This window comes from Mycolicibacterium sp. XJ870 (assembly GCF_053483975.1).
Genome location: NZ_JBEFTI010000004.1, coordinates 261222 through 288181, shown reverse-complemented (window position 1 = coordinate 288181; position 26960 = coordinate 261222). Strand labels below are relative to the sequence as shown.

Genomic DNA, 26960 nt, shown 5'->3' with positions numbered 1-26960 from the left:
ATGTACGACCTCGAAGAGGCCATTGCCGAGCGACATTCGACACGGCTGTTCCTGCCGGACAAACCCGTGCCACGTGAGCTCGTCGACGAGGCCCTCGAACTGGCCGTCCGCGCGCCGTCAAACTCGAATGTGCAGCCGTGGCAGGTGGTGTTCACCTCCGGCGCCGCACGCAACCGGCTCGTCAAGGCACTGTTGGAGGCGGCACAAGCCTCCGATCCCCAGATCCCCGAACTCCCTGAGGCATTCGCGCACCACCGCTTCGAGGTCGGCGCCGCTCTGTTCGGTTCACTGGGCATCGCCCGCCGCGACGCCGAGGCCCGCCGCGCCGTGGTGCTGCGCAACTGGGAATTCTTTCGGGCGCCGCTCGCCGGCATCGTCTGCATCCACCGGGACCTTGACTACGTCGACGGTGTGGGCGTCGGGATGTTCCTGCAGACGCTGCTGCTGGCGCTGACGGCTCGCGGCCTGGACAGCTGCGTGCAGGTATCCATTGTCGGCTATCCCGATGTGGTGCGCTCACAGCTCGACATCGGTGAGGACACGCGGATTCTCTGCGGCCTGGCCGTCGGATACGCCGACCCTGAGTTTCCGGCGAACTCCATCCGTACACCGCGAAATCCGGTGAGCCAGAACGTGGTGTTCCGCGAGGACTGAGTCTGCAGTCGGGCTCGCGAGGAATGTCATCCTGCCCTACTGCTAGCGACAGTGCCGCTGGCTGGGTGGGCACTCAATACGACTGAGCACCAGCGGTATTCATGTGGGATGCGTGCTCCGCGTCAGTAACGGTGTGGCGGAGAAACTCGTCTCAGACCGCCACAGCGCTACGAACGTGGTTGTGGTGCCGCCTGATCCGCCGTGACCTAGTCCCCCACGGGAGCCGTCGGCGTGAACACCACCGGCATGGCTTCGGGACCGCTGACGAAGTTGGCGGGCCGCAGAGGAACCTCGGCACCGTCAGCCAATCGCAGGTCGGGCAGCCGCTGCAGGACGCGCTCCGTCATGAGCTTGAGCTCGAGCCGGGCCAGCTGGTTACCGAGACAGAAATGCGACCCAAAACCGAAAGCCATGTGGCTGTTCGGGTTCCGGTCGATCCGAAACTCGTCGGGGTTCTCGAAGACCGATTCGTCGAAGTTGGCCGACTCGAACATCAGCATGATCTTTTCGCCGGCCTTCAACTCGGTGCCGTGGAACTCCGTGTCGGCGGTGAGTGTGCGGCACATGTTCTTCACCGGGGAGGTCCAGCGCAGCATCTCCTCGATCGCGCCGGGCAACAGTTCCGGATTGGCAACCAGGGCGTCCCACTGATCCCGGTGGCGCAGTAGCTGTTCTGTACCGCCGGACAGGGTGTGCCGCGTGGTCTCGTCACCGCCGATGAGGATCAGGAGCGTCTCGAAGACGATCTCGTCGTCGCTCATCCGCTGGCCTTCGACCTCGGCGTTGACCAGGATCGAGAACAGGTCGTCGCTCGGGTTGGCCCGCCGCTTGGTGATCTCCCCCTGGGTGAATGTGGTGTACGCCGCGAACGTGTCCATCAGCTTCTGGATGACCGTCTCGTCCACGTGCGAAGAAAGCCCGCACACCAGATCGTCGGACCACTTGAGCAGCATCTCGCGCTCGGAGGGCAGCACGCCGAGCATGTCGCCGATCACCGCCATCGGTAGTGGCGCGGCGATGTCGCGGACGAAGTCGCACTCCCCCCGTTCGCACACCGCGTCGATCAAGGTGTCGCACAACCGCCCGATCGAGGGCACCTTGTCCATCACGCGCTTGCGGGTGAACCCGGCGTTGACGAGCTTGCGCCGCAACAGATGTTGGGGATCGTCCATGTCGATCATGTACGGCATACCGGGCTGATCGGGACGGATACCACCGGTGGACGAGAACAGTTCGGGGTTGCGCTCGGCGTCGAGCACCGCCTGGTAGGTGGTGGCCGCTGCAAGACCGTTGCGATCCCGGAACACCGGCTCGTTGGCCCGCATCCAGCGGTACGCCTCGCGAGCACCGCCGTCGGCGTAGAACGTGCCGTTGACCAGATCGACGTCGGGCTTCACGGACAGAACCTGGGTCATGCAATCTCCTTGGCGTCACCGAACGTCATCTGCACGTTCTCAACAGAACTCGATATGAACGCGCGCTTGGGCAGGCCCAGTGCGGCGAGTTCCTTGGCATAGGGGTGCTCACCGAGCCGCAACTGCACTCCGCCCAGCCGGTAGCGGACACCGGAAAGCCGCATCTCCCCAGGTGTTTCGCGGGTGACGCCGTCCAGGTGTGAGTACGTCGGATGCACCTGGGGCTTAGAGGTGAATGCCGCCGGCACCGGCAGGCCGGGCCGGAACTCCATGCCCACCGCCAGCTGCCCGTCGATGCTGACGTCGAACCCGAACTGGCGGCCGTCGCGAACCGTGAAGTCCGCCATGACCTTCGGATAGCCCCAGATCTTCCGGCCGGCTTCCAAGGTGAACGCCTGATCGACCGGCAGGTGATGGATGAAGGCCCCCGCGGACTGCAGGGCACGGAGCCCGCCTGCATTCGATCCGGGTGGGTTGACCATGACGTTGGTGCCGTACTCCAGGTACTCGCCCAGATCACCGTCCACGTAGCGCATGAGCATCAAGATGACGACGGCGCGGCCGGGCCGATAGCGGCAGACGTGCAGTCCGCTGTAGTCGATCATGCGCTGCGCCGCGTCGGCATCGACCGAGAACATCGCCATGTGCTGGTCGGCGGTGCGGATCTGCACGGGCATGGTCACCAGTCGACCGGCGATCGAGTACTGCGAAGTGTTGTCGGTCACACGCCAAATCTAGAACGCGTTCTAGACAAGTTGCAACAAGTGTCTACACGAGCGCCGCGAGATCCCGGATCTGTTCGGCTGACCGCGCGCCGACCACCATCATGGTCACGCCCGCAGCCTCCCACGCCTTGATCTGCTCCTTGACGTAGTCGAGGTCGCCCACGATCGCCGAGTCGTCGACGAGTTCGTCGGGGATGATCTTGGCCGCCTCGTCCTTGCGGTCGCTACGGAACAACTTGGTGACGTCATCGACTACCTCGGCGTAGCCCATTCGGCGGTAGACATCGGCGTGGAAGTTGGTGCCCTCGGCGCCCATTCCGCCCATGTACAGCGCCAGGTGCGGCTTCATCAACTCCATGATGGCGGGGCGGTCGTCGGTGACGACGACCTGCGCCGTCGCGCAGATCTCGAAGTCCTCGCGGCTACGTCGGGCACCCGGCCGCGCGAAGCCCTCGTCGAGCCACTCGTTGTACATGCCGGCGATACGCGGCGAATAGAAGATCGGCAGCCAACCGTCGCAGATCTCGGCGGCCAGCGCGACGTTCTTCGGGCCTTCGGCACCCAGCATGATCGGGATATCGGCCCGCAGCGGATGCGTGATCGGCTTGAGCGGCTTGCCAAGACCAGTCGCGCCCTCCCCCGACAGCGGCAACGGATAGTGCGGTCCGGCGCTGGTCACGGGGGCTTCGCGGGCCCACACCTGGCGGATGATGTCGATGTACTCGCGGGTGCGGGCCAATGGTTTGGGGAACTTGGCGCCATACCAGCCCTCGACCACCTGCGGCCCGGACACGCCGAGCCCCAGGATGTGGCGGCCGCCGGACAGATGGTCCAGGGTCAGCGCGGCCATCGCGCACGCGGTCGGGGTACGCGCCGAGAGCTGGATGACCGAAGTCCCCAGCCGCATGCGGGTGGTTTCGCGGCCCCACCAGGCCAGCGGGGTGTAGGCGTCCGAACCCCACGCTTCTGCGGTGAAGACGGTGTCGAACGCGGCATCCTCGGCGGCAGCCACGAGCTCCGCGTGATTGGTGGGCGGCTTCGCGCCCCAATATCCGAGCTGAAGACCCAGCCTCATTCCCACCACCCCGCCCGTGCGTTCATTCGCTCGCCTTTCGACCCGTTCTTGCCACGATTCTTAGAACCTGTTCTACTCGTTGTGTGACAGCCAGCCAAAGCCGCCCGGCCTCGATAGATCAGCACGAGCCGCCACTTTCTGCGCCACTGAAACTGTCTTTTGACTACACCCGTTCAGTCGGCCCGCTGCTCAGTCAGTTCTTCACCGCCCTGCGTGAGCGCCGGATTGTCGGTGTTCGCGGATCGGACGGACGTGTGCATGTGCCACCCGCTGAGTATGACCCGGTCACCTACGAGTCACTGACCGAGGTCGTCCCGGTATCCAGCGTCGGGACAGTGGTGTCCTGGACGTGGCAGCCTCAGCCACTGGAGGGCCAGCCGCTGGACCGCCCGTTCGCCTGGGCGCTGATCAAGCTCGACGGTGCCGACACCCTCATGCTGCATGCGTTGGATATGGGAGGCGCGGCTTCCTCTGAATCCGTGAGTACCGGGATGCGGGTGCACGCGCACTGGGTCGACGAGCCGGTGGGCGCGATCACCGACATCGCCTACTTCGTGCCCGGCGACGCCCCTGAGCCGGTGCCCGATGTGACCGACGATCGTGACCCGGTGACCATGCTGGTGACCCCGTCGGCCATCGAGATCCAGCACTCGGCCTCGCACCCCGAGAGTGTCTACCTGCGGTCGTTGCAGGAAGGCAAGCTGGTCGGCGCGCGCACGACGGGGCCGAACGGCGAAAAAGGCAAGGTGTACTTCCCCGCTCGCGAGGCTGACCCCGCGACCGGCCAGCAGCTCACCGAGTACGTCGAGCTCCCGGACAAGGGCACTGTGACGACGTTCGCGATCATCAACATCCCGTTCGCGGGCCAGCGCATCAAGCCGCCCTACGTCGCGGCGTATGTGCTGCTCGATGGTGCCGACATCCCGTTCCTGCATCTGGTCACCGAGATCGATGCCACCGAAGTGCGGATGGGGATGCGCGTGGAAGCGGTGTGGAAACCCCAGGAGGAGTGGGGCCTTGGCATCGACAACATCTCGCATTTCCGGCCGACGGGTGAGCCCGACGCCGACTACGACAGCTACAAGCACCACCTGTAAAGGGATTAGGCAATGACTGAAGTAGCAGTGGTGGGCTTTGCGCACGCCCCGCATGTGCGCCGGACTGAAGGCACCACCAACGGTGTCGAGATGCTGATGCCGTGTTTCGCCCAGTTGTACGCCGAGCTCGGCCTGCAGCAGACCGATATCGGGTTCTGGTGCTCCGGCTCCTCGGATTACCTTGCCGGCCGCGCATTCTCGTTCATCTCGGCGATCGACTCGATCGGCGCTGTGCCGCCGATCAACGAGTCGCACGTGGAGATGGATGCGGCGTGGGCGCTGTATGAGGCCTACATCAAGATCCTCACCGGCGAGGTCGAGACCGCCCTGGTCTACGGCTTCGGCAAGTCATCGGCAGGCATCCTGCGCCGGGTGCTGGCCCTGCAGACCGATCCGTATTCGGTGGCCCCGCTGTGGCCCGACTCAGTGTCGATGGCCGGGCTGCAGGCCCGTTTCGGGCTCGACGCCGGTAAGTGGACGGCCGAGCAGATGGCCCAGGTGGCGCTCGAATCGTTCAGCGCTGCCGACCGGGTTGATTCCGTCGAATCCGCGACCAGCGTGCAGGAGCTGCTGGACCGGCCGTTCTTCGCCGACCCGCTGCGCCGCCACGACATCGCCCCGATCACCGACGGTGCCGCGGCGATCGTGCTGGCGGCCGGCGACAAGGCCCGCGAACTGCGCGAGAACCCGGCCTGGATCACCGGATTCGAACACCGCATCGAGACCCCGGTGCTCGGCGCCCGCGACCTGACCACGTCGCCGTCGACCGCCGCGTCGGCCCAGGCTGCCACGGGCGGTGACGCGAGCTCGATCGAGATCGCCGAACTCTACGCACCGTTCACCCACCAGCAGCTGATCCTCACCGAGGCGATCGGGCTGGGCGGGTCGACGAAGGTCAACCCATCCGGTGGAGTCCTGGCGGCCAACCCGATGTTCACCGCCGGGCTCGAGCGCATCGGCTTCGCCGCACAACACATATTCGACGGATCAGCGGGACGGGTTCTGGCTCACGCCACGAGCGGCGCTGCGCTGCAACAGAACCTGGTTGCCGTCATGGAGGGCAAGTGATGGCTGAGAAAGCCGCGGTACTGGGTACCGGACAGACCAAGTACGTCGCCAAGCGTCACGACGTGTCGATGAACGGCCTGGTGCGTGAGGCCATCGACAGGGCACTGGCGGATTCCGGTTCGACGATGGCCGATATCGACGCCGTGGTCGTCGGCAAGGCGCCGGACTTCTTCGAGGGCGTGATGATGCCCGAGCTGTTCATGGCGGATGCCACCGGCGCGACCAACAAGCCGTTGATCCGCGTGCACACCGCGGGATCGGTGGGCGGTTCGACGGCCATCGTCGCGGCCAGCCTGGTGAAATCGGGGAAGTACCGCCGCGTGCTCACCATGGCCTGGGAGAAGCAGTCCGAGTCGAATGCCATGTGGGCGTTGAGCATTCCGGTGCCGTTCACCAAGCCTGTGGGTGCGGGAGCGGGTGGGTACTTCGCGCCGCACGTGCGGGCCTACATCCGCCGCTCCGGAGCCCCGGACCACATCGGCGCCATGGTCGCGGTCAAGGACCGGCTCAACGGCGCGAAGAACCCGTTGGCTCACCTGCATCAGCCCGACATCACGCTGGAGAAGGTGCTGAGCTCCCAGATGCTGTGGGATCCCATCCGTTTCGACGAGACCTGCCCGTCCTCTGACGGCGCGGCGGCCATGGTCATCGGCGATGAGCAGGCCGCCGATGCCCGGGTGGCCGAAGGTCATCCCGTCGCCTGGATCCACGCCACCGCGCTGCGCACCGAACCGCTGGCCTACTCCGGCCGCGACCAGGTGAACCCGCAAGCCGGCCGGGATGCCTCCGCAGCGCTGTGGCGCGACGCGGGCATCACCAGCCCAATCGACGAGATCGACGTCGCCGAGGTTTATGTGCCGTTCTCCTGGTTCGAACCGATGTGGCTGGAGAACCTGGGCTTCGCCCCAGAGGGCGAGGGTTGGAAGCTCACCGAGGCCGGTGAAACCGCGATCGGCGGCCGGATCCCGTTCAACCCCTCCGGTGGTGTGTTGTCGTCGAATCCGATCGGTGCGTCGGGCATGATCCGCTTCGCCGAGTCGGCCATCCAGGTGATGGGCAAGGCCGGCGAACATCAGGTCGAAGGCGCCCGCAAAGCGCTCGGCCACGCGTATGGCGGTGGCGCGCAGTACTACTCGATGTGGGTGGTCGGCGCCGACAAGCCAGCGGACAAGTGATGAAGTACACGCTCAGCGTGGCGATGGGCCCGCTCGAGCACCTCACCGGACTGGCCCGCACCGCAGAAGAGGTGGGCTTCGACTCCATCGCGCTGCCGGATTCGCTGTTCTACATGGAGAAGCAGGCCGCGGACTATCCGTACACGCCTGACGGTTCGCGGATGTGGAACGCCGAGACCCCGTGGGTGGACCCGTTGATCGCGGCGGCCTCCATGGGTGCGGTGACCTCGAGGCTGCGGTTCTACACCAACGTCATGAAGCTGGGCTCACGTAACCCGCTGCTGCTGGCCCGCCAGGTCGGTTCGGTGGCGAACCTGACGGGCAACCGGTTCGGGTTCGGCGTGGGGATCGGCTGGGCGCCAGAGGAATTCGAATGGTGTGGGGTGCCGTTCGCCAAGCGTGGCGCACGCGTCGACGAGATGATCGAGGTGCTCAAGCTCGTGCTCGGTGGCGGCATGGTCGAGTTCCACGGTGAGTTCTACGACTTCGAGCGCCTGCAGATGAGCCCGGCACCGTCCGAACCGGTGCCGTTCTACGTCGGCGGCCACACCCCGGTGGCGCTCAAGCGGGCGGCCCGGGTGGGCGACGGCTGGACCAGCGCGATGATGACGTGTGCACAACTGGCCGAGACGGTGTCCACGATCAACAAGTTGCGCGCCGAGTACGGCCGGGCCGATGAACCGTTCGAGTACCAGGCCGTGTGCATCGACAAGTTCGACCTCGACGGACATCGCGAACTCGCCGAGGCGGGCATCACCGACAACATCGTGATTCCCTGGATGCTCGAGGGTCTCGGATTCGACGCACCGCTCGAGAAGAAGAAAGACTCGCTGAAGCGGTTCGCCGACACCTATATCCATTCAGACTGGCAGGGCTGAGCCTAAAGCGGTTCCAGCCCAGCCAGGTACCGCTGCGCCAACTCCTGGTAGGCCTGCGGGTTCGTGTTCACCCACGTCTCGGCACCGGTCCCGGCGATCGGGCCTCTGACCTTGGCAGGCGAGCCCGTCACCAGCACCTCGTCGGGAATCTTGGTGCCGCCGATCACCAGCGAGTGCGCTGCGATGAGGCTGCGTCGTCCGATCACGGCCCCGTCGAGCACCGTGCAGTGGTTGGCGATCAGCGCCTCCGCACCGACGTGCACGCCGTGCACGACGCACATGTGCGCCACCGTCGCACCCGGGCCGATGTCGACCGGGATACCGGGCGGGGCGTGCAGCACCGACCCGTCCTGCACGTTGGCGCCCTCCCGGACCACGATCGGCGCGAAGTCCCCGCGCAGCACGGTGTTGAACCACACCGAGGCGCCGGCCTCGACGGTGACGTCGCCGATCAGCGTGGCGGTCGGGGCCACGAAAGCGCTTGGGTCGACGGTGGGCGCATGACCCTCGAACGAGTACAACGGCATCGTTCACATATACCGCAGCCTGGGCGGTCGCATCGCCGCGGCGCGTACGGTACCCAGTAACTATGTCGCTCACGACAGGCTTCCGCCTGAAGTCCCTGCTCGCCGCCGGGCTCGCCGCAGCCGTCGTCGGCGGTGTCGTCGCCTGCGACGCCACCCAGGTCTCCACCGGCTCGGGCCAGGGCAGGACACCGGGCCTGACCGTCCCGACACCCACAACGACGTCGCCGAAGGCGCAGGCTTCCGACTACAGCCATCTGCTGCTGCAGGCCGAGGACGTCAGTATTCCGCCGGACACGTTCACCGCCCGGTCCACCAACATCAATCCCGATGGCCAGGACGGCGCCAGCGCCCTGTTCGTCAACGCCGACGACACCAGGGCCATCGCCGACACGATCCTGATCTACCCGGACGTCGCCACCGCGTCGGCCACACTGCAGCAGGCAGCGGCCGCGGTCAGCACGATCGTGACCGGCGGGGTGCCACAGCCCAGTCCCGTGGGCTCCGGGGGCACAGTGATCGCCGGCACCGCGCCCGATGGCTCCAAAGCTGTCACGCTGTTGATGTTCACGCAGGGCCGCGCATTGGTGCGTCTCGAGTTCGACAGCAATACGGACGATCCGGTGACGCCGCAGATGGTCGCCAGTGTGGGCAGGATGCAGCAGATCGCGCTGCGAATCGGACTTCCCGAGCGGGAGTAGGCATCCAGACTCATGGGTATGCCGCAGGTCACGCCCCCCTGATTGCCAGACCCGACCTAAAAACTGTAACGTGTTCTAGTTAGAGAGTGAGGACTGGAGGCGTCATGGCTGAGAATGTCGGAATTCGCGAGATCGACACCGGTGCACTGCCCGATCGATATGCGCGCGGATGGCACTGCCTGGGGCCGGTGAAGGACTTCCGGGACGGAAAGCCGCACTCGGTCGAGGCGTTCGGCACCAAGCTGGTGGTGTTCGCCGACTCGGCGGGTGATCTGAAGATCCTCGACGGTTACTGCCGGCACATGGGTGGCGACTTGTCGCAGGGCACCATCAAGGGCGACGCGGTGGCCTGCCCGTTCCACGACTGGCGCTGGGGCGGCGACGGCAAGTGCCAGCTCGTGCCTTACGCCAAGCGCACCCCGCGGTTGGCTCGCACCCGGGCATGGCACACCGACGTGCGCGGCGGCCTGCTGTTCGTCTGGCACGACCATGAGGGCAACCCGCCGCAGCCCGAGGTGCAGATCCCGGAGATTCCCGAGTTCGCCGACGACGGCTGGACCGACTGGCGGTGGCACTCGATGCTCATCGAGGGCAGCAACTGCCGCGAGATCATCGACAACGTCACCGACATGGCGCACTTCTTCTACATCCACTTCGGTCTGCCGACGTATTTCAAGAACGTCTTCGAAGGTCACATCGCGTCGCAGTACCTGCACAACGTGGGCCGCCCTGATATCGGCGACATGGGCACCGCGTACGGCGAAGCCCATCTGGACTCGGAGGCTTCGTATTTCGGGCCGTCGTTCATGATCAACTGGCTGCACAACAACTACGGCGGCTTCAAGGCCGAGTCGATCCTGATCAACTGCCACTACCCGGTTTCCCAGGACTCCTTCGTGCTGCAGTGGGGTGTGATCGTCGAAAAGCCCAAGGGCATGGACGATGCCACCACCGACAAACTGGCGTCAGCGTTCACCGAGGGTGTCTCCAAGGGCTTCCTGCAGGATGTCGAGATCTGGAAGCACAAGACCCGCATCGACAATCCGCTGCTGGTCGAGGAGGACGGCGCGGTCTACCAGATGCGGCGCTGGTACCAGCAGTTCTATGTCGACGTCGCTGACGTGACTCCAGAGATGACCGACCGCTTCGAAATGGAAGTCGACACCACCGCCGCCAACGAGAAGTGGCACGTGGAGGTCGAGGAGAACCTCAAGCGGCAGAAGGCAGAGCAGCCCAGCTGATGACTGCGCACGACGAGCGGACCCAGACGCCGGATGTCGATCGTCTGGCCCGCTCGATGCTGCAGTTGCTCGGCCATGACGACGACGAACACCCGTCCGGCGGTGGCCGCGGCTCCGGTTCCTGGTCCAAGGCACCGGATTTCGCGGCCGACCCGCAGCGCGCTGCAGCGGTGCGGGAAGCGACCGAACGGGATCGGGAGCGGTATCTGACCTCGGGCCTGGTGTCGGTGGACTGCCGGTTCTGCCACGTGGCGGTCCAGGTGAAGAAGCTCGGGCCGGAGCACACCTCTGTGCAGTGGAATTCCGAAGCGACGCAACGCTGTGCGGTGTTCAACGAGATCCGGGAATCCGGCGGCGACCCCGCGCGCACCCGGTCATGTCCGCGGCTGTCCGACAGCATCAAGCACGCCATCGCCGAAGGCTGCCTGGAGGAGATCTCCTCGGCCCCCTCCCCCGGCGACGGCTAGCTTTCTAGAGTCCGCGGAACCGCTCCTTGACCGTCTCGGCGGTCAACCCGTAATCGGCAAGTGAATACGTGTGTTTCGGTGCCCGCGGCCCCCTCTTGCTCGCCTCGTTCACCGCTTCGACGGCCGTGCGGGCCGCATCGGTGTAGGGCAGCCCGAAATGCCGGTAGACGCTCTCCACGGCGCTCAGCGGATCGGCGATGAAGTCGGAGTAGTCGACGTCGAGGAACTGCGCGGGATCATGTTTGGCGCGTTCGGCATTGAACAATTCAAGGCCGCGCGACCAGGTCTCGAGCGCGTCCGCCCCGATCTGGGCCCCGACGAAACTGTTCGACCACCCCGCGGTGGTGTGCTGCGACAGCGAGCACATCGAGGCCATGATGGTCTCGGCCGGCCGGTGACATTGGATCACCAGCGCGTCCGGGTAGGTGGCGAACAGCGCGTCCAATGCGAACAGGTGGCTCGGATTCTTGAGCACCCAACGCTTCTCGGGGTCATTGAGTCCGATCAGCTGCAGGTTGCGGCGATGACGCTGATACGACTTGGTCCAGTCCTGGCGGGCCAGCCAATTGGCGTACGTCGGCAGGTGCGCCAGCGTCTCGTAGGACACCGAATGCAGCGACTGGCGCAGCAACTGCCAGCACTCCTCGACCTCGTCGGCGGTCATGAAATGCAGCCCGGTGTAATCCGGGTTCTCGTCGTGGTGACGGGAGAACTGCGCGTCGAGCTGCTGATACACCGGATTCGACGCCCAGGTGTCGCGCGGCGGGCGCGGCTGCGGGAACTCGGCCAGCCACATCTCCAGACCCTGATGCGCCGGGTCCGCTGTCAACAGTCGGTGCAGCACCGTGGTGCCGGTGCGAGGCAGGCCGGTGACGAAGATGGGCCGTTCGATCGTCACGTCGGCATGCTGCGGGTGCTGCTTCCACGCCGCCTCGGATACCAACCGGGCCACCAACGCATTTCGGGTGAAGAACCGCTGCATCTTGCTGCCGAGCTCGGTGAGGTCGGCATCCCGCTGAAATGACTCCAGCAGCACCCCGAGAGCCTCGAGGTAGTTGTCGTCGTCGGCACCGAAATCGTCGAGACCGCACGCCTTGGTCGCCGAGGCGTGCAGGTCCTCGACCGTCCCTACGTTGGTGCGCGTCATGCCTTGTACTCCCCGCAATTCACATCCAACGCCTGGCCGGTGATCCCGCTCGACAGATCGCTGGCCATGAACAGGATCGCCGAGGCCACCTCATCCTCGGTGGGTAGGCGCTTGAGGTCGGAACCTGCCGCGGCGGCGTTGTAGATGTCGTCGACGCTGGTCCCGTACTTGCCGGCCTGATGCTCGAAATAGCTCTTCAATGTGCCGCCCCAGATGTACCCGGGCAGAATCGAATTCACCCGGATGCCCTGATCGCCGAGCTCCGTGGCCAGCGACTGTGACATCGCCAGCAGCGCCGACTTGGCCATCTTGTAGGCGCCGTACTTGGCCTGGGAGTGCCGCACCACCATCGAGTTCACGTTGACGACCGAGCCCTTGGCCTCGGCCAGCGCCGGGGTGAAGCCCTGGATCATCCGCAGGGCACCGAACACGGTCAGCTCGATCGCGTCGCGCATGTGGTCGAAGGTGGTGTTGGCCAACGGTTTCATCGACGGCACGCGGAAGGCGTTGTTGATCAATACGTCAACCTTGCCGTAGGCATCGAGCGAGGCCGTCACCAGGTTCGCCACCTGATCCTCGTCGGTGATGTCGGTGCCAACGGACACCGCGCGCCGACCGAGATCGGTCACCTGCTTGGCCACCTCGTCGAGGCGTTCGACGGTGCGCGCGGCCAGTACCAGATCGGCGCCGGCCTCCGCGCAGCGACGCGCCAGGGTGGTGCCAAGCGCGGGGCCGACGCCGCTGATGACGACGACTTTGTCTTGAAGGAGCCCGGTCATTGTCAGCCCACCATTCTGTCTTGAATTTGCTTCTGTCGCAGCGCAATCCGCGCTCGCCAGTCCTCGTCGGAGATCTTGTTGGACTCGTAGTACGGCAGGGCCGCCGCGACCCTCTCCACGTCCACGACTTCCACCGTCGGGCCGTCGGCCTCGGTCAACTCACGCGACAACCGCTGCCAGCGGAACTGCAGGTACCCCTTGGAATGATCGAGGGTTTCGCACCAGTTGGTCACCCCTGGGTTGGCGTCGGACACCACGATACGGATCTTGCCGTCCGGATCCGCCTGCGCCTGAGTCCCGTTCAGCGAGGTCTGGTGGTTGATGTAGTCCAGCGAGATGTACCACAGGCTGCCCAGCTGGAAACCGAGATACGGCGCGTCTGTGACCGGCAGAGTGATGATCATCGCCTGCTCGGGTGTCAGGTCGAAATGCCCGACGGACGAGTACTGCGTCGCCAACCCCCCAGGGGTCAGGCGCGGTGCCACCATGGTGTTGACGGGCAGGGTGTTGTAGAACCACTGCGGAAACTGCAGCCACGTCTTGACCCGCTGCACCAGTTGCTTACCCGCCAAGGCGTAGCGCTTTTCGATCAGTTCCTTGGTCAACGGTGGCGGCGCGGTGCCTGCCGTGTCGGTGCGCGCGACGCTGATGTGGCCCCGCTGTGCCGACCAGTCGTTGTAGACCTCGCGGACCAGCAACTGCGACGGGCTGGTCGGGGTGACCCGCCACTCGAAGGTGCCGTCGGCGGCGATGTCGAGTTCGCGGTCGTCGAATGCTGCCTGGCTCGCCGGCACATTGTCGTCGGTGTATTCGCCGCCGAGCATCTGAAAGCTCAGATCAGTCGTGGTGCCCCGTTTGCCGGTGACGACGTACTCGTGGCCGGGCTGAACCCGGGTGCCGAAGTACAGCGTGTCCGGGTTGTCGAGGGCCATCTTGGTGAAGGGGCCGGTGCCCGACTGCAGGAAGGGATGGTCGCGGTCGTAGTCGAAGGCGAGGTGCGTGCAGCCTGCGACGCATCCCGCGAGGTACTGCAGGCCCTCCAGCAGGTCGGCCTCGGATTCGATGAACGGCGCGGCAGTGACGAGGCGCTCGGCCTCGGCGATGGCGTCGAGCAGCGGCTGTGAGTACATTGGCTTCCATTCCCGCGGTCCAATATTGGACCGTCGTGGTAGAGTTTCCGACCTGACACTAGAACGCGTTCTAATTCGAGTCAATGCCCGGGAGGGTGCTATGGCGGTCACCGCACCGGCAGGCCGCGCTTCGCCGCCGACTGCACGCGTCGTCGCCGTTCTCGACTTCCTGGCCCGCCATCCGCATGAGCAGTTCGGACTGTCCGAGCTCGCCCGCCGTGTCGGGCTGAGCAAACCGACCTGCTTGGGCATCCTGACCACCTTGAGCGACGCGGGCTACCTGGTGCGCGAGGGTGGAGAGACCAGTCGCGACAAGTCGTATCGCCTTGGGCCGGCATTGATTTCGCTCGGCCACACTGCGCAGGAGTCGATGCGGGTGAACCCCGCCGCCCGAGCCGAGTTGCGTCGGCTCTCCGCGGCATTCGATACCACCGCGGCGATCTCCGCGGTGGTCGACGACCGGATCACCGTGCTGGAACTGATCGGCCCGCCGGGCAGTGACGTCGGGGTCCGGATCGGCCAGAGCTATCCGTTCGCGCCGCCGGTCGGCTTGATGTTCGTGCTGTGGGACGACGACGCCCTGCGGGCCTGGCTGGCCAAGGCCCCGACCGTCCCGCTGCGCACGGAATCCGACCGCCTCGACCAGGTGGTCGCCCAGTGCCGCGCGTCGGGCTACCTGGTCGAGCGGCAGACCCCGGCCGGCCAGCGGCTGTACGGCTTGATGGCCGGCATGTCGAATACCCTGCCCGACGAGCTGCAGGCCCTGCTGCGGGAGTTGATCTCCGATATCGGTGAGCGGGTGTACCTCAGTGGCGAGGCGCAGACCCGGCAGCGTCAGGACGTCAGCGTCATCTCCGCGCCGGTCTACGACCATCACCAGCGGCAGGTGATGGTGGTGTCGCTGCATATCGGGCGGGCACTCACCGACGCCGAGATCACCAAACGGGCCCGCGCCCTCGTCGCGTCCGCCGATGCGCTCACCGCCCAACTGGGTGGGGTGAAGCCGACGCGTTAGCTAGTGCTGGCCAGTACGAACGGCAGCACCTCGGGCGCTCCGGCGTCACGCAGCACGCGTGCGGCCATCGTCAGCGTCCACCCGGTGTCGGTCATGTCGTCGACCAGCAACACCGGGCCGTCGCACGCCAGATCCGGCCGCTCCCACGCCCCGTCCAGCGCCGCGACCCGGTAGGCCGAGTTCGCCGCCGTCACCGGCCGCCGGTCCGGGGCGTACCGCAGCGTCCCGAGATTGGTCAGCCTGCCGAGTTCGGCCAGGCGCTGCACGGTCGAGGAGATCAGCATGGGATGGGTTGCCGAGTCCAGTCCCATCACGGCGACCGGCCGGTTCTTCCAGTCCCAGGCTTTCAGGACCGCGGTGGCTGCGCCCACCACTTCGTCGGACACCTCATGGTCGGGTTCGGCCAGCAGCCGCCGCAGGCGGGCACCCCAGCCGAGGTCGGTGAGTCTGCCGATGGCACGACCGGGCGCGGCACCGTCGGTGATCCGGCCGGACAGCTCGAGGCCCAACTTGGCCAGTCCCGATGGCCATTGCTTGCGTGGTGCGACCTCGACTCCGGGCCGGCGCAACCGATCTCGGGTTGCGGTCAGGGTGGCCTCGTCGACCGCGGTCTCATAGCGGGTTCCGGTGCAGTTGTCGCACCGACCGCAGCGCTCGCCGGGTTGCAGGTCCGGATCGTCGAGTTGGCCACGCAGAAAGGCCATCCGGCAGCCGTCGGTGTCCTGATAGTCCAGCATGGCCTGCTGTTCACGCCGACGAGCCTCGTCCAGTGCGCGGTAACGCTCCTCGTCGTAGGTCCACGGCTCACCGGTGGCCACCCAACCGCCCTTGACCCGCCGCACCGCGCCGTCGACGTCGAGGACTTTGAGGACCATCTCCAACCGGGACCTGTTGAGATCCACCAGGGTCTCCAACGCCGGGGTGGACTGCGGCCGGTCGATCTCCAGCGCACCAATGACGTTGCGCACCATCGACTCCGACGGAAACGCCACCGAGGCGAAGTACCGCCAGACATCCTGATCCTCCGTACCCGGCAGCAGAATCACCTCTGCGCTGTCGGTGGCGCGGCCGGCGCGGCCGACCTGCTGGTAGTACGCGATCGGCGACGACGGCGCGCCCAGATGCACGACGAACCCGAGGTCGGGTTTGTCGAATCCCATGCCGAGTGCCGAGGTTGCGACCAGGGCCTTGACCCGGTTGTCCAGAAGGTCGGATTCCAACTGTTCGCGTTCGGCGGGGTCCGTCGATCCGGTGTAGGCACCCACCTTGTGGCCCTGCTCGGCCAATAGTGCGGCGACGTCATTTGCCTGCGCGACCGTGAGGGTATAGATGATTCCGGACCCGGGCAGCGAATCTAGTTGTGCAGCAATCCAGGCCGCACGTTGAGCGGGGTTTCCCGCCTTGACCACCGATAGCCGCAGCGATTCGCGGTCAAGGCCACCGCGCAGCACCAGCGTGTCGCGCCCGCCGACCCCCAATTGGGCAGCGACATCGCTGACCACCCGGTCGTTGGCTGTCGCGGTGGTGGCCAAAACCGGTATGTTCGAACCCAATTCGGATATCAGCGTGCGGATCCGGCGGTAATCGGGCCGGAAGTCGTGACCCCAGTCGGAGACGCAGTGCGCCTCGTCGACCACCACCAGGCCCGCATCGGCGGCCAGCGCGGGGAGCACGTTGTCGCGGAAGTCAGGGTTGTTCAACCGCTCCGGGCTGACCAGGAGTACGTCGAGGTCGCCGTGGGCGACGCGCTCATGGATCCCGTCCCACTCGGTGACATTGCCGGAGTTGATCGTCGCGGCGTGCACCCCGGCCCGTTCGGCTGCAGCCACCTGGTTACGCATGAGCGCCAGAAGCGGCGACACGATCACCGTCGGGCCGTGGCCGGTGGCGCGCAGGAGCTTGGCCGCGATGAAGTAGACGGCCGACTTGCCCCACCCGGTGCGCTGCACCACCAGCGCCTGGCGCCGCCCGACCACCAATGCCTCGATGGCCGTCCACTGGTCATCCCGCAGCGTCGCCGCAGGCCCCGCCAGTTGTTCGAGAATCGCCTGGGCCTGCTCGCGGGTTGCCATGCACCCATAGTGCAGGGTCGCCCCGACATCGCCGAAAACCGAACATTTGCTAAGCGTGCCGATTAACGCCCACGGAACAGGTATCCGGTCCGGTAGACCTGGGCATATGCAAACCGGGGGATATGTGGGGCGGGTCGGCGGTTTGGCCGTGGCTCTGGGGGTCGGATCAGCGGTAGCCATGGGGTTCGGATGCGGGGTGGCCGCGGCAGACCCCACGGACTCTTCGACGTCATCGACCAAAGACGCGGAGTCCAAGACGCCCGAGAAGTCAGCGCCGAAACCGAAGAAGCCTGATGAGAAGGTTCGCGAAGCCCGCGAGAATCTAGAGAACTTCGGCTCGAAAGTGCGCACAGCCGTCCGGGACGCCCTGGACTCCGCGGGTGCGAAACCCGTTGGCGACGAAGATCGGCCGACGACGAGGGCCACCCGGCGCGGCAGTTCGGTCAACCGAGCGCCGAAACAGCACCGAGTCGAGCGCGCACCGGCCAAGGCAGTCGAGCGGCAGGAGCCGGAGAACCTCGCCCCCCAGGTCGAACCTGACAAACCCGAAGCCGCGCCTCAGGTCACCGTCGCAGTCGAACGGATCACCGACATCCCCAGATCGGTGCTGCCCGCTGTCCCGCGGGTGTCGGCTAAAGCGCCTGAGCCGGTCGCCACTACCCCGGCCCAGACGGTGTCGACGGTCATCGGGGCGATGCTGAACCCTTTCTCGGTGAACTCCTTGCCGGACACTCCAACCGAACCCCCGGCGGCGTGGGCATTGCTCGCCGCAGCGCGGCGGGAATTCGAGCGAGCAGTCCGCCAGCCGGAGAATCTGCTGAGCAGCGTCAGCGTCATCCAACAGGTCGAGACTCCCATCGGCCTCGCACCCGGGATCGTGGTGCCACCGGAACTCATCGACCATGTCGTCGTGACCCCGGGCCCGTCTTTGACCGACCAGATCACGGTGTTCGGAATGGAGGCGTTGAAGCAGGTCTCCCAGGTCATCGGCGTCAACATCACGATGAAGCTGGGCGAGCTGATCACCACACCCACCCCGCCTTGGTTCACCACCATCGGGCTGGACGTCACCAAGGACTCCTACGAGGGCGGCGACGTTTGGGTGATCACCCCGCCCAACCCGACGGGCGAGCGGGTGATCGCCGTACACGGCAGCGGGTTCGTCTACAACCCCAACATCATTCACTGGATGGACTACGCCCAGATGGCTCGCCAGACCGGCGCCACCATCGTCGTCCCCCGATATCCACTGATCCCGGACGGCGGCACCGCGGAGAACTCAGTCCCCGCCATGGCCGACTTCATCGCCAACGAGGTCGAGACCTACGGCGCGGAGAACGTCAGTATTTACGCAGATTCTGCTGGCGGCACGCTGTCTGCCCTTGCCGTTCAGAAGATCGTCCGCGATTGCAATGGCGATTCCGCATGCTTGGAAAACCGGGTTCCGTCGCGCATGGTGCTGATTTCACCAGGCCTCAGTGGGGAGGAAATTTATACCGACCCGAATGTGGAGTTGGTCAATGACCCGGTCGTGTGGCTCACGGAGGAGGACAAGGAGTACTACGGCCAGTGGGCCAGCGGCCCCGAAGAAATATGGAACCCGATGATTGGGCCGACCGACGGTATGCCGCCCACGACGATCTACGTGGGCTCGCGCGAACAGGCCGCACCGGGAGCGCTGCGCTATGCCGAGAGAATGGTCGACGCCGACCCGAACGCCGACGTCACCGTCGTCATCGGCATGGGTCAGATCCACAACTGGGCCCAAGGTGGCCCGATCCCGATCAATTCGCAAGCGGCCAACTACCGCGATGACGTCTACCGCCAACTGGGCCTGGTAGACGAGGCCGTTAGCGCGTAACCAGGCGACGGCGCGGGGGATGGAGCCGCCGCCCGGTCACGCTGGCATCAGAGGTCGAGCAATGCCTCGGCAACCGGTGTCGGCACCACCTCGACACCGCACAGCGCCGAGATGTCGGCAACCGGATGGTTGATGGTCCGGAGCTCCTGCTCCACCTGTGGGTTCTTGTCGAAGTAGGCCCGGTAGAGACCGTCGGCCTGGTCGTCTGGCTGCCTGGCGATATCCGTCAGCGCTTGATCCACCGCGGGGTGCTCCGCCAGATATGTGCTGGTCGAGGCGCTAACGGAGCTGACAGTGCCGGCGACGCCGCTCTCGCTGCACTGGTCAGGTGCGGCGTTGGCCATCGGCAGCGTGAATGCGGCGGAGACGACGCCGCCGGCGCACATCCCGTACAGGCAACGACGGACTGCGCGTGCGGACATCTTCATCGAACTTCACTCCTTCGGTTGGCGATCGTGGTCGATCGCGAACCGAAGGGTTAACCGATCCGGAAAACGCTAAACAAACCGCACTACCGGGCGGCCGCCTCTTGCTCACGCTTGATCTCCAGCGCGATGTCGATGAGTTGGTCTTCCTGGCCGCCGATGAGCTTGCGCTGCCCGGCCCGGTGCAGAAGCTTGTGCGCCGGCACCCCGTAGCGTTCGGACTGCCGGATGGCGTGCTTGAGGAAGCTCGAGTACACCCCGGAGTAGCCCATGATGAGTGCGTTGCGGTCGAGCAGGCATTCGGCGGGCATCGCGGGGGCGACGACCTCTTCGGCCGCGTCGGCGATGTCGAAGAAGTCGATTCCCGTCTTGACGCCGATCTTGTCGAAAACCCCGATCAGGGCCTCGACGGGCGCGTTGCCTGCACCTGCACCGAAGCGGCGGCAGGATCCGTCGATCTGCTTGGCGCCTGCGCGCACGGCCTCGATCGAGTTGGCGACACCCAGGCCCAGGTTCTCGTGGCCATGAAAACCCACTTGCGCGTCGTCACCGAGTTCGGCGACCAGCGCCGCCACCCGGTCGCGCACCCCTTCGAGCACCAGCGCTCCGGCCGAGTCCACGACGTAGACGCACTGGCAGCCGGCGTCGGCCATGATCCGGGCCTGCGCGGCCAGCTTCTCCGGCGAGATGGTGTGGCTCATCATCAGGAAGCCCACGGTCTCAAGACCGAGTTCCCGGGCCAGCCCGAAGTGCTGGATGGACACGTCGGCCTCGGTGCAGTGGGTGGCGATCCGACAGATCGAACCACCGTTGTTCTGCGCTTCCTTGATGTCTTCCTTGGTGCCCACGCCCGGCAGCATCAGGAAGGCGATCTTGGCTTCCTTGGCGGTCTCGGCGGCGAGCTTGATCAGCTCCTGCTCGGGCGTCTTGGAGAAGCCGTAGTTGAAGCTGGACCCACCCAGGCCGTCGCCGTGGGTGACCTCGATGACCGGTACGCCCGCGGTGTCCAAGGCGGCGACGATGGCGCCGACCTCATCTTTGGTGAATTGATGACGCTTGTGATGCGATCCGTCGCGCAGCGACGTATCGGTCATCCGGACGTCCCAGATCGGGTTGAAGAAGATCTCTTTGGTGCTCATGCTTGCGCTCCTCGGGCCGTCGCAGAAAGCGATTCCTTGGCGATCTCCTCGCCGACCTTCGTCGCCGCGGCGGTCATGATGTCCAGGTTTCCAGCGTAAGGCGGCAAGTAGTCGCCCGCACCCTCCACTTCGACGAATGTGGTGACCAGCGCCTGGCCGCCCGAGTTCATCGACGGCTCGTCGAACTGCGGCTCGTTGAGCAACCGGTAGCCCGGCACGTAGGTTTGCACCTCGGCGACGACATCCTTGATCGACTGCGCGATCGCGTCACGGTCGGCGTCCTCGGGGATCGCGCAGAAGATGGTGTCGCGCATGATCATTGGCGGATCGGCCGGGTTGAGGATGATGATCGCCTTGCCGCGGGCGGCGCCACCGATGCTCGACACCCCGGCGCTGGTGGTCTTGGTGAACTCGTCGATGTTGGCGCGCGTACCGGGGCCCGCCGACGCCGAGGACACGGACGCCACGATCTCGGCATAAGGCACATCGACGACGCGGCTGACCGCGTGCACGATCGGGATCGTGGCCTGCCCGCCACACGTGACCATGTTGACGTTGGGCGCTTCGAGGTGCGCGCGCAGATTGGCCGGTGGAATGACGCCGGGGCCGACGGCCGCCGGGGTCAGGTCGATGGCGCGGATGCCGGCCTCGGCGTAGCGCGGGGCGGCGTCGCGGTGCACGTAGGCGCTGGTGGCCTCGAACACCATGTCCGGCTTGTCGGCCTGGGCCAACAGCCAGTCGACACCCTCATGGCTCGTCTCGAGGCCGAGCTTGCGGGCCCGGGCCAGACCTTCGGACTCCGGGTCGATCCCGATCATCCAGCGCGGCTCCAGCCATTCTGAGCGCAGTAGCTTGTAGAGCAGATCGGTACTGATGTTGCCGGATCCGACGATCGCGACTTGAAGTTTCCGGCCAGCCGTGTCCGGCATTTTGATGTCTCCCTACTCGAAACTCAGGTGTACTGAACCTAACCCGGCGAAGTCCGCGACGAAATCGCTGCCCGGAGGTGCATCTATCGCACGCGTGCACGAGCCCGGCAACACGATGTCACCGGCCTTCAAACGCACCCCGAAGCTCTCGACCTTGCGGGCCAGCCAGGCCACCGCGGTCACCGGATTGCCCAGCACCGCATCGCTGCGACCCTCGGCTACCACCTCGCCGTGGTTCCTCAAAACGGCGTCGATAGCTCGTATATCTATGTCCTTCGGCGACACCCGCGCCTCACCGAGCACCCACCCGGCCGACGACGCGTTGTCTGCGATGGTGTCGCACAACTTGATCTGCCAGTTGGTGATCCGGGTGTCGATCAACTCGATCGCGGGAGCGAACGCCGCCGTCGCAGCCAGCACATCCTCTTCGGTGCAGCCTGCACCGGGCAGGTCGTCGGCCAGGATGAAGCCGACCTCGACCTCGACGCGCGGGTAGAGGAAGTTCGCGCTCTTCACCGGTTTGTTCTCGAACACCTCCATCTCGTCGAGGAGGTGCCCGTAATCCGGTTCGTCGACGCCCATCATGTCCTGCATCGCCTTGCTGGACAGGCCGACCTTGTGGCCGATCACCCGGGCGCCCTCGGCGATCCGCTGGCGGATGTTGATCAGCTGGATCTCGTAGGCATCTATCACATCGATGCCGGGATTACGGTCGGTCAACGGGCTGATCGGAACCCGACTGCGCTCGGCCTGGGCCAAGTCGGCAGCCAGCTCGTCGCGCACCTCGACACTAAGCATGTGGTGAAGTCCCCTCACTTCATTGACCGGGGCGGTTGTTGTATGGCCGGCCAATTCTATAACGTGTTCTACATGACTGGACAGGAGTACGACGTCGTGGTGGTCGGTAGCGGCGCCGCCGGCATGGTCGCCGCCCTCACCGCTGCCCACCAGGGCCTCTCGACAGTAGTCGTAGAAAAGGCTCCACACTATGGAGGTTCCACTGCGCGGTCAGGTGGCGGAGTGTGGATCCCGAACAACGAGATTCTCAAGCGTGACGGGGTCTCCGACACCGCTGACGCCGCGCGCACCTACCTGCACAACATCATCGGCGATGTGGTGCCCGCGGAGAAGATCGACACCTATCTGGACCGCGGGCCGGAGATGCTGTCGTTCGTGCTCAAGAAGTCCCCGCTGAAGCTGTGCTGGGTGCCGGGGTACGCGGATTACTACCCGGAGACACCCGGCGGCAAGCCGACCGGGCGGTCCGTCGAGCCCAAGCCGTTCAACGCCAAGAAGCTCGGGCCGGACGAGAAGGGCCTGGAGCCGCCGTACGGCAAGGTGCCGCTGAACATGGTGGTGATGCAGCAGGACTACGTGCGGCTCAACCAGCTCAAGCGGCATCCCCGCGGTGTGCTGCGCAGCCTCAAGGTGGGTGTGCGCTCGGTGTGGGCCAACGCCACCGGCAAGAACCTGGTCGGTATGGGCCGCGCCCTGATCGGGCCGCTGCGCATCGGTCTGCAGAAGGCCGGCGTGCCGGTGCAGTTGAACACCGCGCTGACGGATCTCTACGTCGAGGACGGCGTGGTGCGCGGCATCTACGTGGCTGATGCACGCGACGGTTCTGCTGAGCCCGTGTTGATTCGGGCTCGTAAGGGCGTCATCCTCGGCTCGGGCGGGTTCGAGCACAACGAGCAGATGCGGGTCAAGTACCAGCGCGCGCCGATCACCACCGAGTGGACGGTCGGAGCGGTGGCCAACACCGGCGACGGCATCCTGGCCGCCGAAAAGCTCGGGGCCGCATTGGAACTCATGGAGGACTCCTGGTGGGGCCCGACGGTTCCGCTGGTCGGCGCACCGTGGTTCGCATTGTCCGAGCGCAACTCCCCCGGGTCGATCATCGTCAACATGGCCGGCAAGCGATTCATGAACGAGTCGATGCCGTACGTGGAGGCGTGCCATCACATGTACGGCGGCCAGTACGGCCAGGGACCAGGGCCCGGCGAGAACATCCCGGCCTGGCTGGTCTTCGACCAGCAGTACCGCGACCGCTACATCTTCGCGGGATTGCAGCCGGGGCAGCGGATTCCGTCGAAGTGGCTGGAATCGGGCGTCGTCGTCAAGGCTCAGACACTCGATGAGCTCGCCCAGAAGACGGGCCTGCCCGCCGACGCCTTCAAGTCGACCGTCGAACGGTTCAACGGCTTCGCCCGCTCCGGCGTCGACGAGGACTTCAAGCGCGGCGAAAGCGCCTACGACCGCTACTACGGTGACCCGACCAACAAGCCCAACCCGAACCTCGGCGAGATCAAGAATGGACCGTACTACGCGGCCAAGATGGTTCCGGGCGATCTGGGCACCAAGGGCGGAATCCGGACCGACGTGCGCGGGCGCGCGCTGCGCGACGACGACTCGGTGATCGAGGGACTCTATGCCGCCGGTAATGTCAGCTCCCCGGTGATGGGTCACACCTACCCGGGACCGGGCGGCACCATCGGACCCGCCATGACGTTCGGGTACCTCGCAGCACTGGATATCGCCGGAGCCGCCCCGGCGGCGACATCCAACACCGGAAAGAGCTGATATGCCAATCGATCTCGACAAGGCGCTGGGCGCCGAGCTGGAACCCATCGAATTCTCATGGACCAGCAGTGATATCCAGCTTTACCACCTCGGCCTCGGTGCGGGCGCCGATCCGATGGATCAGCGGGAGCTGCGGTATCTGGTCGACGGCACCCCGCAGGTGCTGCCGACGTTCGGGAACGTGGCCGTCAGCTTCCACATGACCGAGCCGCCGAAGGTGCAGTTCCCCGGCATCGACATCGAGCTGTCGAAGGTGCTGCATGCCAGCGAGGGTGTCAGTGTCCCCGGCCCGATTCCGACCAGCGGCACGGCGAAGTCGGTGCAGCGCTTCACCGAGATCTGGGACAAAGGCAAGGCCGCCGTCATCGTCAGTGAGACGACGGTGACCGATCCCTCGGGCACACTGCTGTGGACCACGACGCGGTCGATCTTCGCGCGCGGCGAGGGCGGTTTCGGCGGCGAGCGTGGGCCGTCTTCTTCGGCGCAGGCACCTGAGCGCGCGCCGGATCTCGAGATCGCCCTGCCGACCCTGCCGCAACAGGCCCTGCTGTACCGGCTGTGCGGCGACCGCAATCCCCTGCATTCCGACCCGGCCTTCGCCAAGGCCGCCGGCTTCGACCGGCCGATCCTGCATGGGTTGTGCACCTACGGCATCGGCTGCAAGGCCATCGTCGACAACCTGCTCGACGGTGACGTGTCCCAGGTGGCTTCGTACAGTGCGCGATTCGCCGGCGTGGTGTTCCCCGGCGAGACGTTGCAAGCCAACATCTGGAAAGAAGACGGTCGCTTCATCGGTGTGCTGACCGCGCCTAGCCGCGACAACGCGGTCGTGCTGTCAGGTGTGGAACTGGTTCCTGCCTAAGGCTTCTGAACGCAGCTCGGCCCACTACATCCGACGCGAAAGATCGTCGTCGCCGCCGCTGTAGCGCGGAGGCTCATGCGGGGTGACCGGCACCGGACCTGGCGCAGGCCGGCTCTCGCTGGGACCGGCAGCCGCGGCGGGCGGAGCAGCCGACGTCGGCGGCGCTGATGGCGCGGCGGATGGCCCGGCCGACGCCGCGGCGCCCGCGCCCGTCCGCTCGTTCAGCTGCGCTTCCCGCTTGTCCAGCTGGTCGTCACGCTCATTTTGGCGATTTTCTCGCTCGTCCTGCTTGGAATCGCGCTCGTTCAGTTGAGCCTCACGCTCAGCGGCCTGCTGTTGCGGGTTCGGGCCCATCGGGGCACCACCGGGGGCACCGGCACCGGGGGCGGCGCCGCCTTCTGAACCGCCGCCCTTGGCACCTTCCATGGCCTTCATCAGTGGCTCCATCAGCGAGCCGAACTGCCCGCCCATCTGGCCCGCGGCCTGTGCCGGGGCACTAGCCATCTGACCCATCTGGCCGAGCTGGCCCATCATCTGGCCAAGCTGACCCACGCCTTCCCCGCCGGCCTGGTCGGCTTTCTCATAGGCACCCTGGGCATCACCCAGCTTGCCGTTGAACATGTTCTCTTTGGCCGCCAATGCTGTGACGTTCGTGGTCAACGAGGCGGCCATGGTCGGCAGCAAACCGGCGATCGTCATACTCATGGCGTCCTCGCCAGGCGGGATCCTCGGCATGTCCGGAAGTTGAATGGGCGCGGCACTCCAGTTCAGCGTGCCAGGCGTGGTGAACGGCGTATCAGCCACGGGTAACTCCTTCAAAGTTCATCGTGCATCCGAACATCGCGTGCTCACCACTCATCGTCGTCGCCGCCATCGTCGTAGCTGTGGTCCAGCGGAGCGGGAACAGCCAACCCCGCCGCTGTACCTCCACTTGTGCCTCGCTGTCCCATCATTCCCATCGGGGCACCCATACCGCCGCCCATACCGCCCATGGCGCCGGCGGCCACCGGAGCGACTCCGATGGCGGCACTGCCCGCCAGCCCAGGATCCACCGAAACCGGGGCCGTACCACCCACGAGTTTCGACATCAGCGGTGTCTGCGCGCCGGCTCCGCCCGAACCCGGCAACGACGCCGACTTGACCATGCCCGCACCACTGCTCGGGCCGGATCCGCCGGCCAACGGATGGTTGGAGAAGGACGAAAACGGCGACGGTCCGCCCCCGGTGCCGCCCTTGCCCGCCGAACCGAACATCGATGTCAGCTGCTGCAGCGGCTGTGAAAGCTGTTGCAGGGGTTGCGAAAGCTGCTGGGGGATCTGACCGATCATCTGCGGGATCTGGCCCAACATCTGCGGGAGCTGACCGAGGAGCTGCATCATCTGCTGCATGCCCTGCTGGCCGGCCTGCTGCGCCTGCGCCGTCGGCGGCGTTCCGAACTGGGGCGCATTGGCCACCGTCCCCAGCGCGCTGGCCATCTGGGTGGTGCCTGCGGTGACGGTTGCGACGTTCTGCGCGAGCCCCGCCTTGACCCGGCTCTCGATCAATGCCTGCTTATCGGCGATGGGCACCGCCTGCAGCGCTTCGACCTCGTGCTGCACTTCCTGCGCCGCGGCGTTGACCGCCATCTTCGTTTGCACGACCGCGGCCGCCATTTGAGTCAGTTGGGTGGCGATCGCTTGAGCCTGCGCAGCGTTGGCCTGGTGGCCGGCGATCATCGTGGTCGCCTCGCCCGAAGCGGCCAACGACCCGGAGCCCTGCCATACCTCCCCCAGCTTCGCCAGCTGGTTGGTCTGCTCCGGCACGATGTTGCCGCTGATCTTGGCGGCCAACTTCTCGTACGAAGCTGCCGCCGCCGTCAACTGCTCTTCGTCGACATTCGGCCAACCCGGGCCCATCACGGTCTGCGACCCAAACGGGCTGCTGTCAGGCATCATCCCCACGACACGGCCCCCCTTCCACGCGTCCTGCTGTTTGCAGCAAAGATTACCGTGCCCAGCGGGG

Annotated in this window: 26 protein-coding genes; 12 read left to right on the top strand and 14 right to left on the bottom strand. The window is 65.9% G+C overall.

What is annotated here, in order from left to right; translation table 11 throughout:
- Entirely contained in the window at window positions 1-654 is a 654-nt protein-coding gene (locus tag ABQF30_RS18635) for a nitroreductase (RefSeq protein WP_448466427.1), read from the top strand.
- A 206-nt stretch (window positions 655-860) separates the two neighbouring features.
- Here ABQF30_RS18635 and ABQF30_RS18630 read toward each other — a convergent pair whose 3' ends face one another.
- The 3 genes from ABQF30_RS18630 to ABQF30_RS18620 form a co-directional block, all read right to left on the bottom strand.
- Window positions 861-2069, bottom strand: coding sequence for a cytochrome P450 (locus ABQF30_RS18630; protein ID WP_448466425.1), 1209 nt, complete (start codon window positions 2067-2069; stop codon window positions 861-863).
- Window positions 2066-2746 (bottom strand): acetoacetate decarboxylase family protein, encoded by a 681-nt coding sequence (locus tag ABQF30_RS18625; RefSeq protein ID WP_448466609.1) that lies wholly within the window; start codon window positions 2744-2746, stop codon window positions 2066-2068. Before ABQF30_RS18625 ends, ABQF30_RS18630 begins: the two co-directional genes overlap by 4 nt.
- Window positions 2747-2837: 91 nt before the next feature.
- Window positions 2838-3869: an LLM class F420-dependent oxidoreductase gene (locus tag ABQF30_RS18620; RefSeq protein WP_448466423.1), complete on the bottom strand. Its 1032-nt coding sequence runs from the start codon at window positions 3867-3869 to the stop codon at window positions 2838-2840.
- 83 nt (window positions 3870-3952) lie between these two features.
- Between ABQF30_RS18620 and ABQF30_RS18615 the strand changes: the two genes are divergently transcribed.
- Genes ABQF30_RS18615 through ABQF30_RS18600 form a run of 4 tightly spaced genes read left to right on the top strand, consistent with a single transcriptional unit; the run spans window position 3953 to window position 8087 of the window.
- Entirely contained in the window at window positions 3953-4966 is a 1014-nt protein-coding gene (locus ABQF30_RS18615) for a Zn-ribbon domain-containing OB-fold protein (RefSeq protein WP_448466421.1), read from the top strand.
- A 12-nt stretch (window positions 4967-4978) separates the two neighbouring features.
- Window positions 4979-6034, top strand: coding sequence for a thiolase family protein (locus ABQF30_RS18610; protein WP_448466419.1), 1056 nt, complete (start codon window positions 4979-4981; stop codon window positions 6032-6034).
- Window positions 6034-7209 carry a thiolase family protein gene (locus tag ABQF30_RS18605; RefSeq protein WP_448466417.1) on the top strand — a complete coding sequence of 392 codons (1176 nt, stop codon included), beginning with the start codon at window positions 6034-6036 and terminating at the stop codon, window positions 7207-7209. The genes ABQF30_RS18610 and ABQF30_RS18605 overlap by 1 nt, the downstream gene beginning before the upstream one ends.
- A complete protein-coding gene (locus ABQF30_RS18600; protein WP_448466415.1) occupies window positions 7209-8087 on the top strand; it encodes a TIGR03619 family F420-dependent LLM class oxidoreductase in 879 nt (292 codons plus the stop codon). Before ABQF30_RS18605 ends, ABQF30_RS18600 begins: the two co-directional genes overlap by 1 nt.
- A 2-nt stretch (window positions 8088-8089) precedes the next feature.
- Here ABQF30_RS18600 and ABQF30_RS18595 read toward each other — a convergent pair whose 3' ends face one another.
- Window positions 8090-8614 carry a gamma carbonic anhydrase family protein gene (locus ABQF30_RS18595; RefSeq protein ID WP_448466413.1) on the bottom strand — a complete coding sequence of 175 codons (525 nt, stop codon included), beginning with the start codon at window positions 8612-8614 and terminating at the stop codon, window positions 8090-8092.
- A 62-nt stretch (window positions 8615-8676) separates the two neighbouring features.
- On the opposite strand from ABQF30_RS18595, the gene ABQF30_RS18590 reads away from it, so the two are divergent.
- The 3 genes from ABQF30_RS18590 to ABQF30_RS18580 all read left to right on the top strand — a co-directional run bounded on the left by ABQF30_RS18590 (window position 8677) and on the right by ABQF30_RS18580 (window position 11020).
- Window positions 8677-9312, top strand: coding sequence for a hypothetical protein (locus ABQF30_RS18590; RefSeq protein WP_448466411.1), 636 nt, complete (start codon window positions 8677-8679; stop codon window positions 9310-9312).
- A 104-nt stretch (window positions 9313-9416) separates the two neighbouring features.
- The gene (locus ABQF30_RS18585) at window positions 9417-10553 is read left to right on the top strand and encodes a 3-ketosteroid-9-alpha-monooxygenase, oxygenase component (protein ID WP_448466409.1); all 1137 of its coding nucleotides are present in this window, start codon (window positions 9417-9419) and stop codon (window positions 10551-10553) included.
- Complete coding sequence (locus ABQF30_RS18580; protein ID WP_448466407.1) at window positions 10553-11020, top strand: hypothetical protein; 468 nt, start codon at window positions 10553-10555, stop codon at window positions 11018-11020. Before ABQF30_RS18585 ends, ABQF30_RS18580 begins: the two co-directional genes overlap by 1 nt.
- Before the next feature lie 4 nt (window positions 11021-11024).
- Here the strand turns inward: ABQF30_RS18580 and ABQF30_RS18575 are convergent, their stop codons facing one another.
- From ABQF30_RS18575 to ABQF30_RS18565, 3 genes are read right to left on the bottom strand one after another with little or no spacing between them, the layout of a single operon-like run.
- On the bottom strand, window positions 11025-12167 hold the full coding sequence (locus ABQF30_RS18575) for a sulfotransferase family protein (protein ID WP_448466405.1): 1143 nt from the start codon (window positions 12165-12167) through the stop codon (window positions 11025-11027).
- On the bottom strand, window positions 12164-12946 hold the full coding sequence (locus ABQF30_RS18570; protein WP_448466403.1) for an SDR family oxidoreductase: 783 nt from the start codon (window positions 12944-12946) through the stop codon (window positions 12164-12166). The genes ABQF30_RS18575 and ABQF30_RS18570 overlap by 4 nt, the downstream gene beginning before the upstream one ends.
- A gap of 2 nt (window positions 12947-12948) precedes the next feature.
- Entirely contained in the window at window positions 12949-14076 is a 1128-nt protein-coding gene (locus tag ABQF30_RS18565) for a hypothetical protein (RefSeq protein WP_448466401.1), read from the bottom strand.
- 100 nt (window positions 14077-14176) lie between these two features.
- Here ABQF30_RS18565 and ABQF30_RS18560 point away from each other — a divergent pair, with 100 nt between their 5' ends.
- The gene (locus ABQF30_RS18560; RefSeq protein ID WP_448466399.1) at window positions 14177-15091 is read left to right on the top strand and encodes an IclR family transcriptional regulator; all 915 of its coding nucleotides are present in this window, start codon (window positions 14177-14179) and stop codon (window positions 15089-15091) included.
- Here the strand turns inward: ABQF30_RS18560 and ABQF30_RS18555 are convergent.
- Window positions 15088-17163: a RecQ family ATP-dependent DNA helicase gene (locus ABQF30_RS18555; protein WP_448466397.1), complete on the bottom strand. Its 2076-nt coding sequence runs from the start codon at window positions 17161-17163 to the stop codon at window positions 15088-15090. The two genes, ABQF30_RS18560 and ABQF30_RS18555, sit on opposite strands and share 4 nt — an antisense overlap.
- A gap of 148 nt (window positions 17164-17311) precedes the next feature.
- On the opposite strand from ABQF30_RS18555, the gene ABQF30_RS18550 reads away from it, so the two are divergent.
- On the top strand, window positions 17312-19024 hold the full coding sequence (locus tag ABQF30_RS18550; RefSeq protein ID WP_448466395.1) for an alpha/beta hydrolase: 1713 nt from the start codon (window positions 17312-17314) through the stop codon (window positions 19022-19024).
- 47 nt (window positions 19025-19071) lie between these two features.
- Here the strand turns inward: ABQF30_RS18550 and ABQF30_RS18545 are convergent, their stop codons facing one another.
- The 4 genes from ABQF30_RS18545 to ABQF30_RS18530 form a co-directional block, all read right to left on the bottom strand.
- Complete coding sequence (locus ABQF30_RS18545; RefSeq protein ID WP_448466393.1) at window positions 19072-19452, bottom strand: hemophore-related protein; 381 nt, start codon at window positions 19450-19452, stop codon at window positions 19072-19074.
- Between the two features lie 83 nt (window positions 19453-19535).
- Window positions 19536-20588: a 4-hydroxy-2-oxovalerate aldolase gene (gene dmpG, locus ABQF30_RS18540; protein WP_448466391.1), complete on the bottom strand. Its 1053-nt coding sequence runs from the start codon at window positions 20586-20588 to the stop codon at window positions 19536-19538.
- Complete coding sequence (locus tag ABQF30_RS18535) at window positions 20585-21517, bottom strand: acetaldehyde dehydrogenase (acetylating) (RefSeq protein ID WP_448466389.1); 933 nt, start codon at window positions 21515-21517, stop codon at window positions 20585-20587. Before ABQF30_RS18535 ends, dmpG begins: the two co-directional genes overlap by 4 nt.
- Before the next feature lie 12 nt (window positions 21518-21529).
- Window positions 21530-22315: a 2-keto-4-pentenoate hydratase gene (locus tag ABQF30_RS18530; protein WP_448466387.1), complete on the bottom strand. Its 786-nt coding sequence runs from the start codon at window positions 22313-22315 to the stop codon at window positions 21530-21532.
- 72 nt (window positions 22316-22387) lie between these two features.
- Between ABQF30_RS18530 and kstD the strand changes: the two genes are divergently transcribed.
- Window positions 22388-24097, top strand: coding sequence for a 3-oxosteroid 1-dehydrogenase (gene kstD / locus ABQF30_RS18525; RefSeq protein WP_448466385.1), 1710 nt, complete (start codon window positions 22388-22390; stop codon window positions 24095-24097).
- 1 nt (window position 24098) lies between these two features.
- Window positions 24099-24959 (top strand): enoyl-CoA hydratase ChsH3, encoded by an 861-nt coding sequence (locus ABQF30_RS18520; RefSeq protein WP_448466383.1) that lies wholly within the window; start codon window positions 24099-24101, stop codon window positions 24957-24959.
- A gap of 24 nt (window positions 24960-24983) precedes the next feature.
- On the opposite strand, the gene ABQF30_RS18515 is transcribed toward ABQF30_RS18520, so the two are convergent.
- Window positions 24984-25763, bottom strand: coding sequence for a hypothetical protein (locus ABQF30_RS18515; RefSeq protein ID WP_448466381.1), 780 nt, complete (start codon window positions 25761-25763; stop codon window positions 24984-24986).
- A 44-nt stretch (window positions 25764-25807) separates the two neighbouring features.
- Window positions 25808-26899 (bottom strand): hypothetical protein, encoded by a 1092-nt coding sequence (locus ABQF30_RS18510; protein WP_448466379.1) that lies wholly within the window; start codon window positions 26897-26899, stop codon window positions 25808-25810.
- Window positions 26900-26960: the final 61 nt, after the last annotated feature.

Coding starts and splice junctions, on each gene's coding strand:
- ABQF30_RS18635 (WP_448466427.1), top strand. CDS start 1: ATGTACGACCTCGAAGAGGCCATTGCCGAGCGACATTCGACACGGCTG.
- ABQF30_RS18630 (WP_448466425.1), bottom strand. CDS start 2,069: ATGACCCAGGTTCTGTCCGTGAAGCCCGACGTCGATCTGGTCAACGGC.
- ABQF30_RS18625 (WP_448466609.1), bottom strand. CDS start 2,746: ATGCCCGTGCAGATCCGCACCGCCGACCAGCACATGGCGATGTTCTCG.
- ABQF30_RS18620 (WP_448466423.1), bottom strand. CDS start 3,869: ATGAGGCTGGGTCTTCAGCTCGGATATTGGGGCGCGAAGCCGCCCACC.
- ABQF30_RS18610 (WP_448466419.1), top strand. CDS start 4,979: ATGACTGAAGTAGCAGTGGTGGGCTTTGCGCACGCCCCGCATGTGCGC.
- ABQF30_RS18605 (WP_448466417.1), top strand. CDS start 6,034: ATGGCTGAGAAAGCCGCGGTACTGGGTACCGGACAGACCAAGTACGTC.
- ABQF30_RS18600 (WP_448466415.1), top strand. CDS start 7,209: ATGAAGTACACGCTCAGCGTGGCGATGGGCCCGCTCGAGCACCTCACC.
- ABQF30_RS18595 (WP_448466413.1), bottom strand. CDS start 8,614: ATGCCGTTGTACTCGTTCGAGGGTCATGCGCCCACCGTCGACCCAAGC.
- ABQF30_RS18590 (WP_448466411.1), top strand. CDS start 8,677: ATGTCGCTCACGACAGGCTTCCGCCTGAAGTCCCTGCTCGCCGCCGGG.
- ABQF30_RS18585 (WP_448466409.1), top strand. CDS start 9,417: ATGGCTGAGAATGTCGGAATTCGCGAGATCGACACCGGTGCACTGCCC.
- ABQF30_RS18580 (WP_448466407.1), top strand. CDS start 10,553: ATGACTGCGCACGACGAGCGGACCCAGACGCCGGATGTCGATCGTCTG.
- ABQF30_RS18575 (WP_448466405.1), bottom strand. CDS start 12,167: ATGACGCGCACCAACGTAGGGACGGTCGAGGACCTGCACGCCTCGGCG.
- ABQF30_RS18570 (WP_448466403.1), bottom strand. CDS start 12,946: ATGACCGGGCTCCTTCAAGACAAAGTCGTCGTCATCAGCGGCGTCGGC.
- ABQF30_RS18565 (WP_448466401.1), bottom strand. CDS start 14,076: ATGTACTCACAGCCGCTGCTCGACGCCATCGCCGAGGCCGAGCGCCTC.
- ABQF30_RS18560 (WP_448466399.1), top strand. CDS start 14,177: ATGGCGGTCACCGCACCGGCAGGCCGCGCTTCGCCGCCGACTGCACGC.
- ABQF30_RS18555 (WP_448466397.1), bottom strand. CDS start 17,163: ATGGCAACCCGCGAGCAGGCCCAGGCGATTCTCGAACAACTGGCGGGG.
- ABQF30_RS18545 (WP_448466393.1), bottom strand. CDS start 19,452: ATGAAGATGTCCGCACGCGCAGTCCGTCGTTGCCTGTACGGGATGTGC.
- dmpG (WP_448466391.1), bottom strand. CDS start 20,588: ATGAGCACCAAAGAGATCTTCTTCAACCCGATCTGGGACGTCCGGATG.
- ABQF30_RS18535 (WP_448466389.1), bottom strand. CDS start 21,517: ATGCCGGACACGGCTGGCCGGAAACTTCAAGTCGCGATCGTCGGATCC.
- ABQF30_RS18530 (WP_448466387.1), bottom strand. CDS start 22,315: ATGCTTAGTGTCGAGGTGCGCGACGAGCTGGCTGCCGACTTGGCCCAG.
- kstD (WP_448466385.1), top strand. CDS start 22,388: ATGACTGGACAGGAGTACGACGTCGTGGTGGTCGGTAGCGGCGCCGCC.
- ABQF30_RS18520 (WP_448466383.1), top strand. CDS start 24,099: ATGCCAATCGATCTCGACAAGGCGCTGGGCGCCGAGCTGGAACCCATC.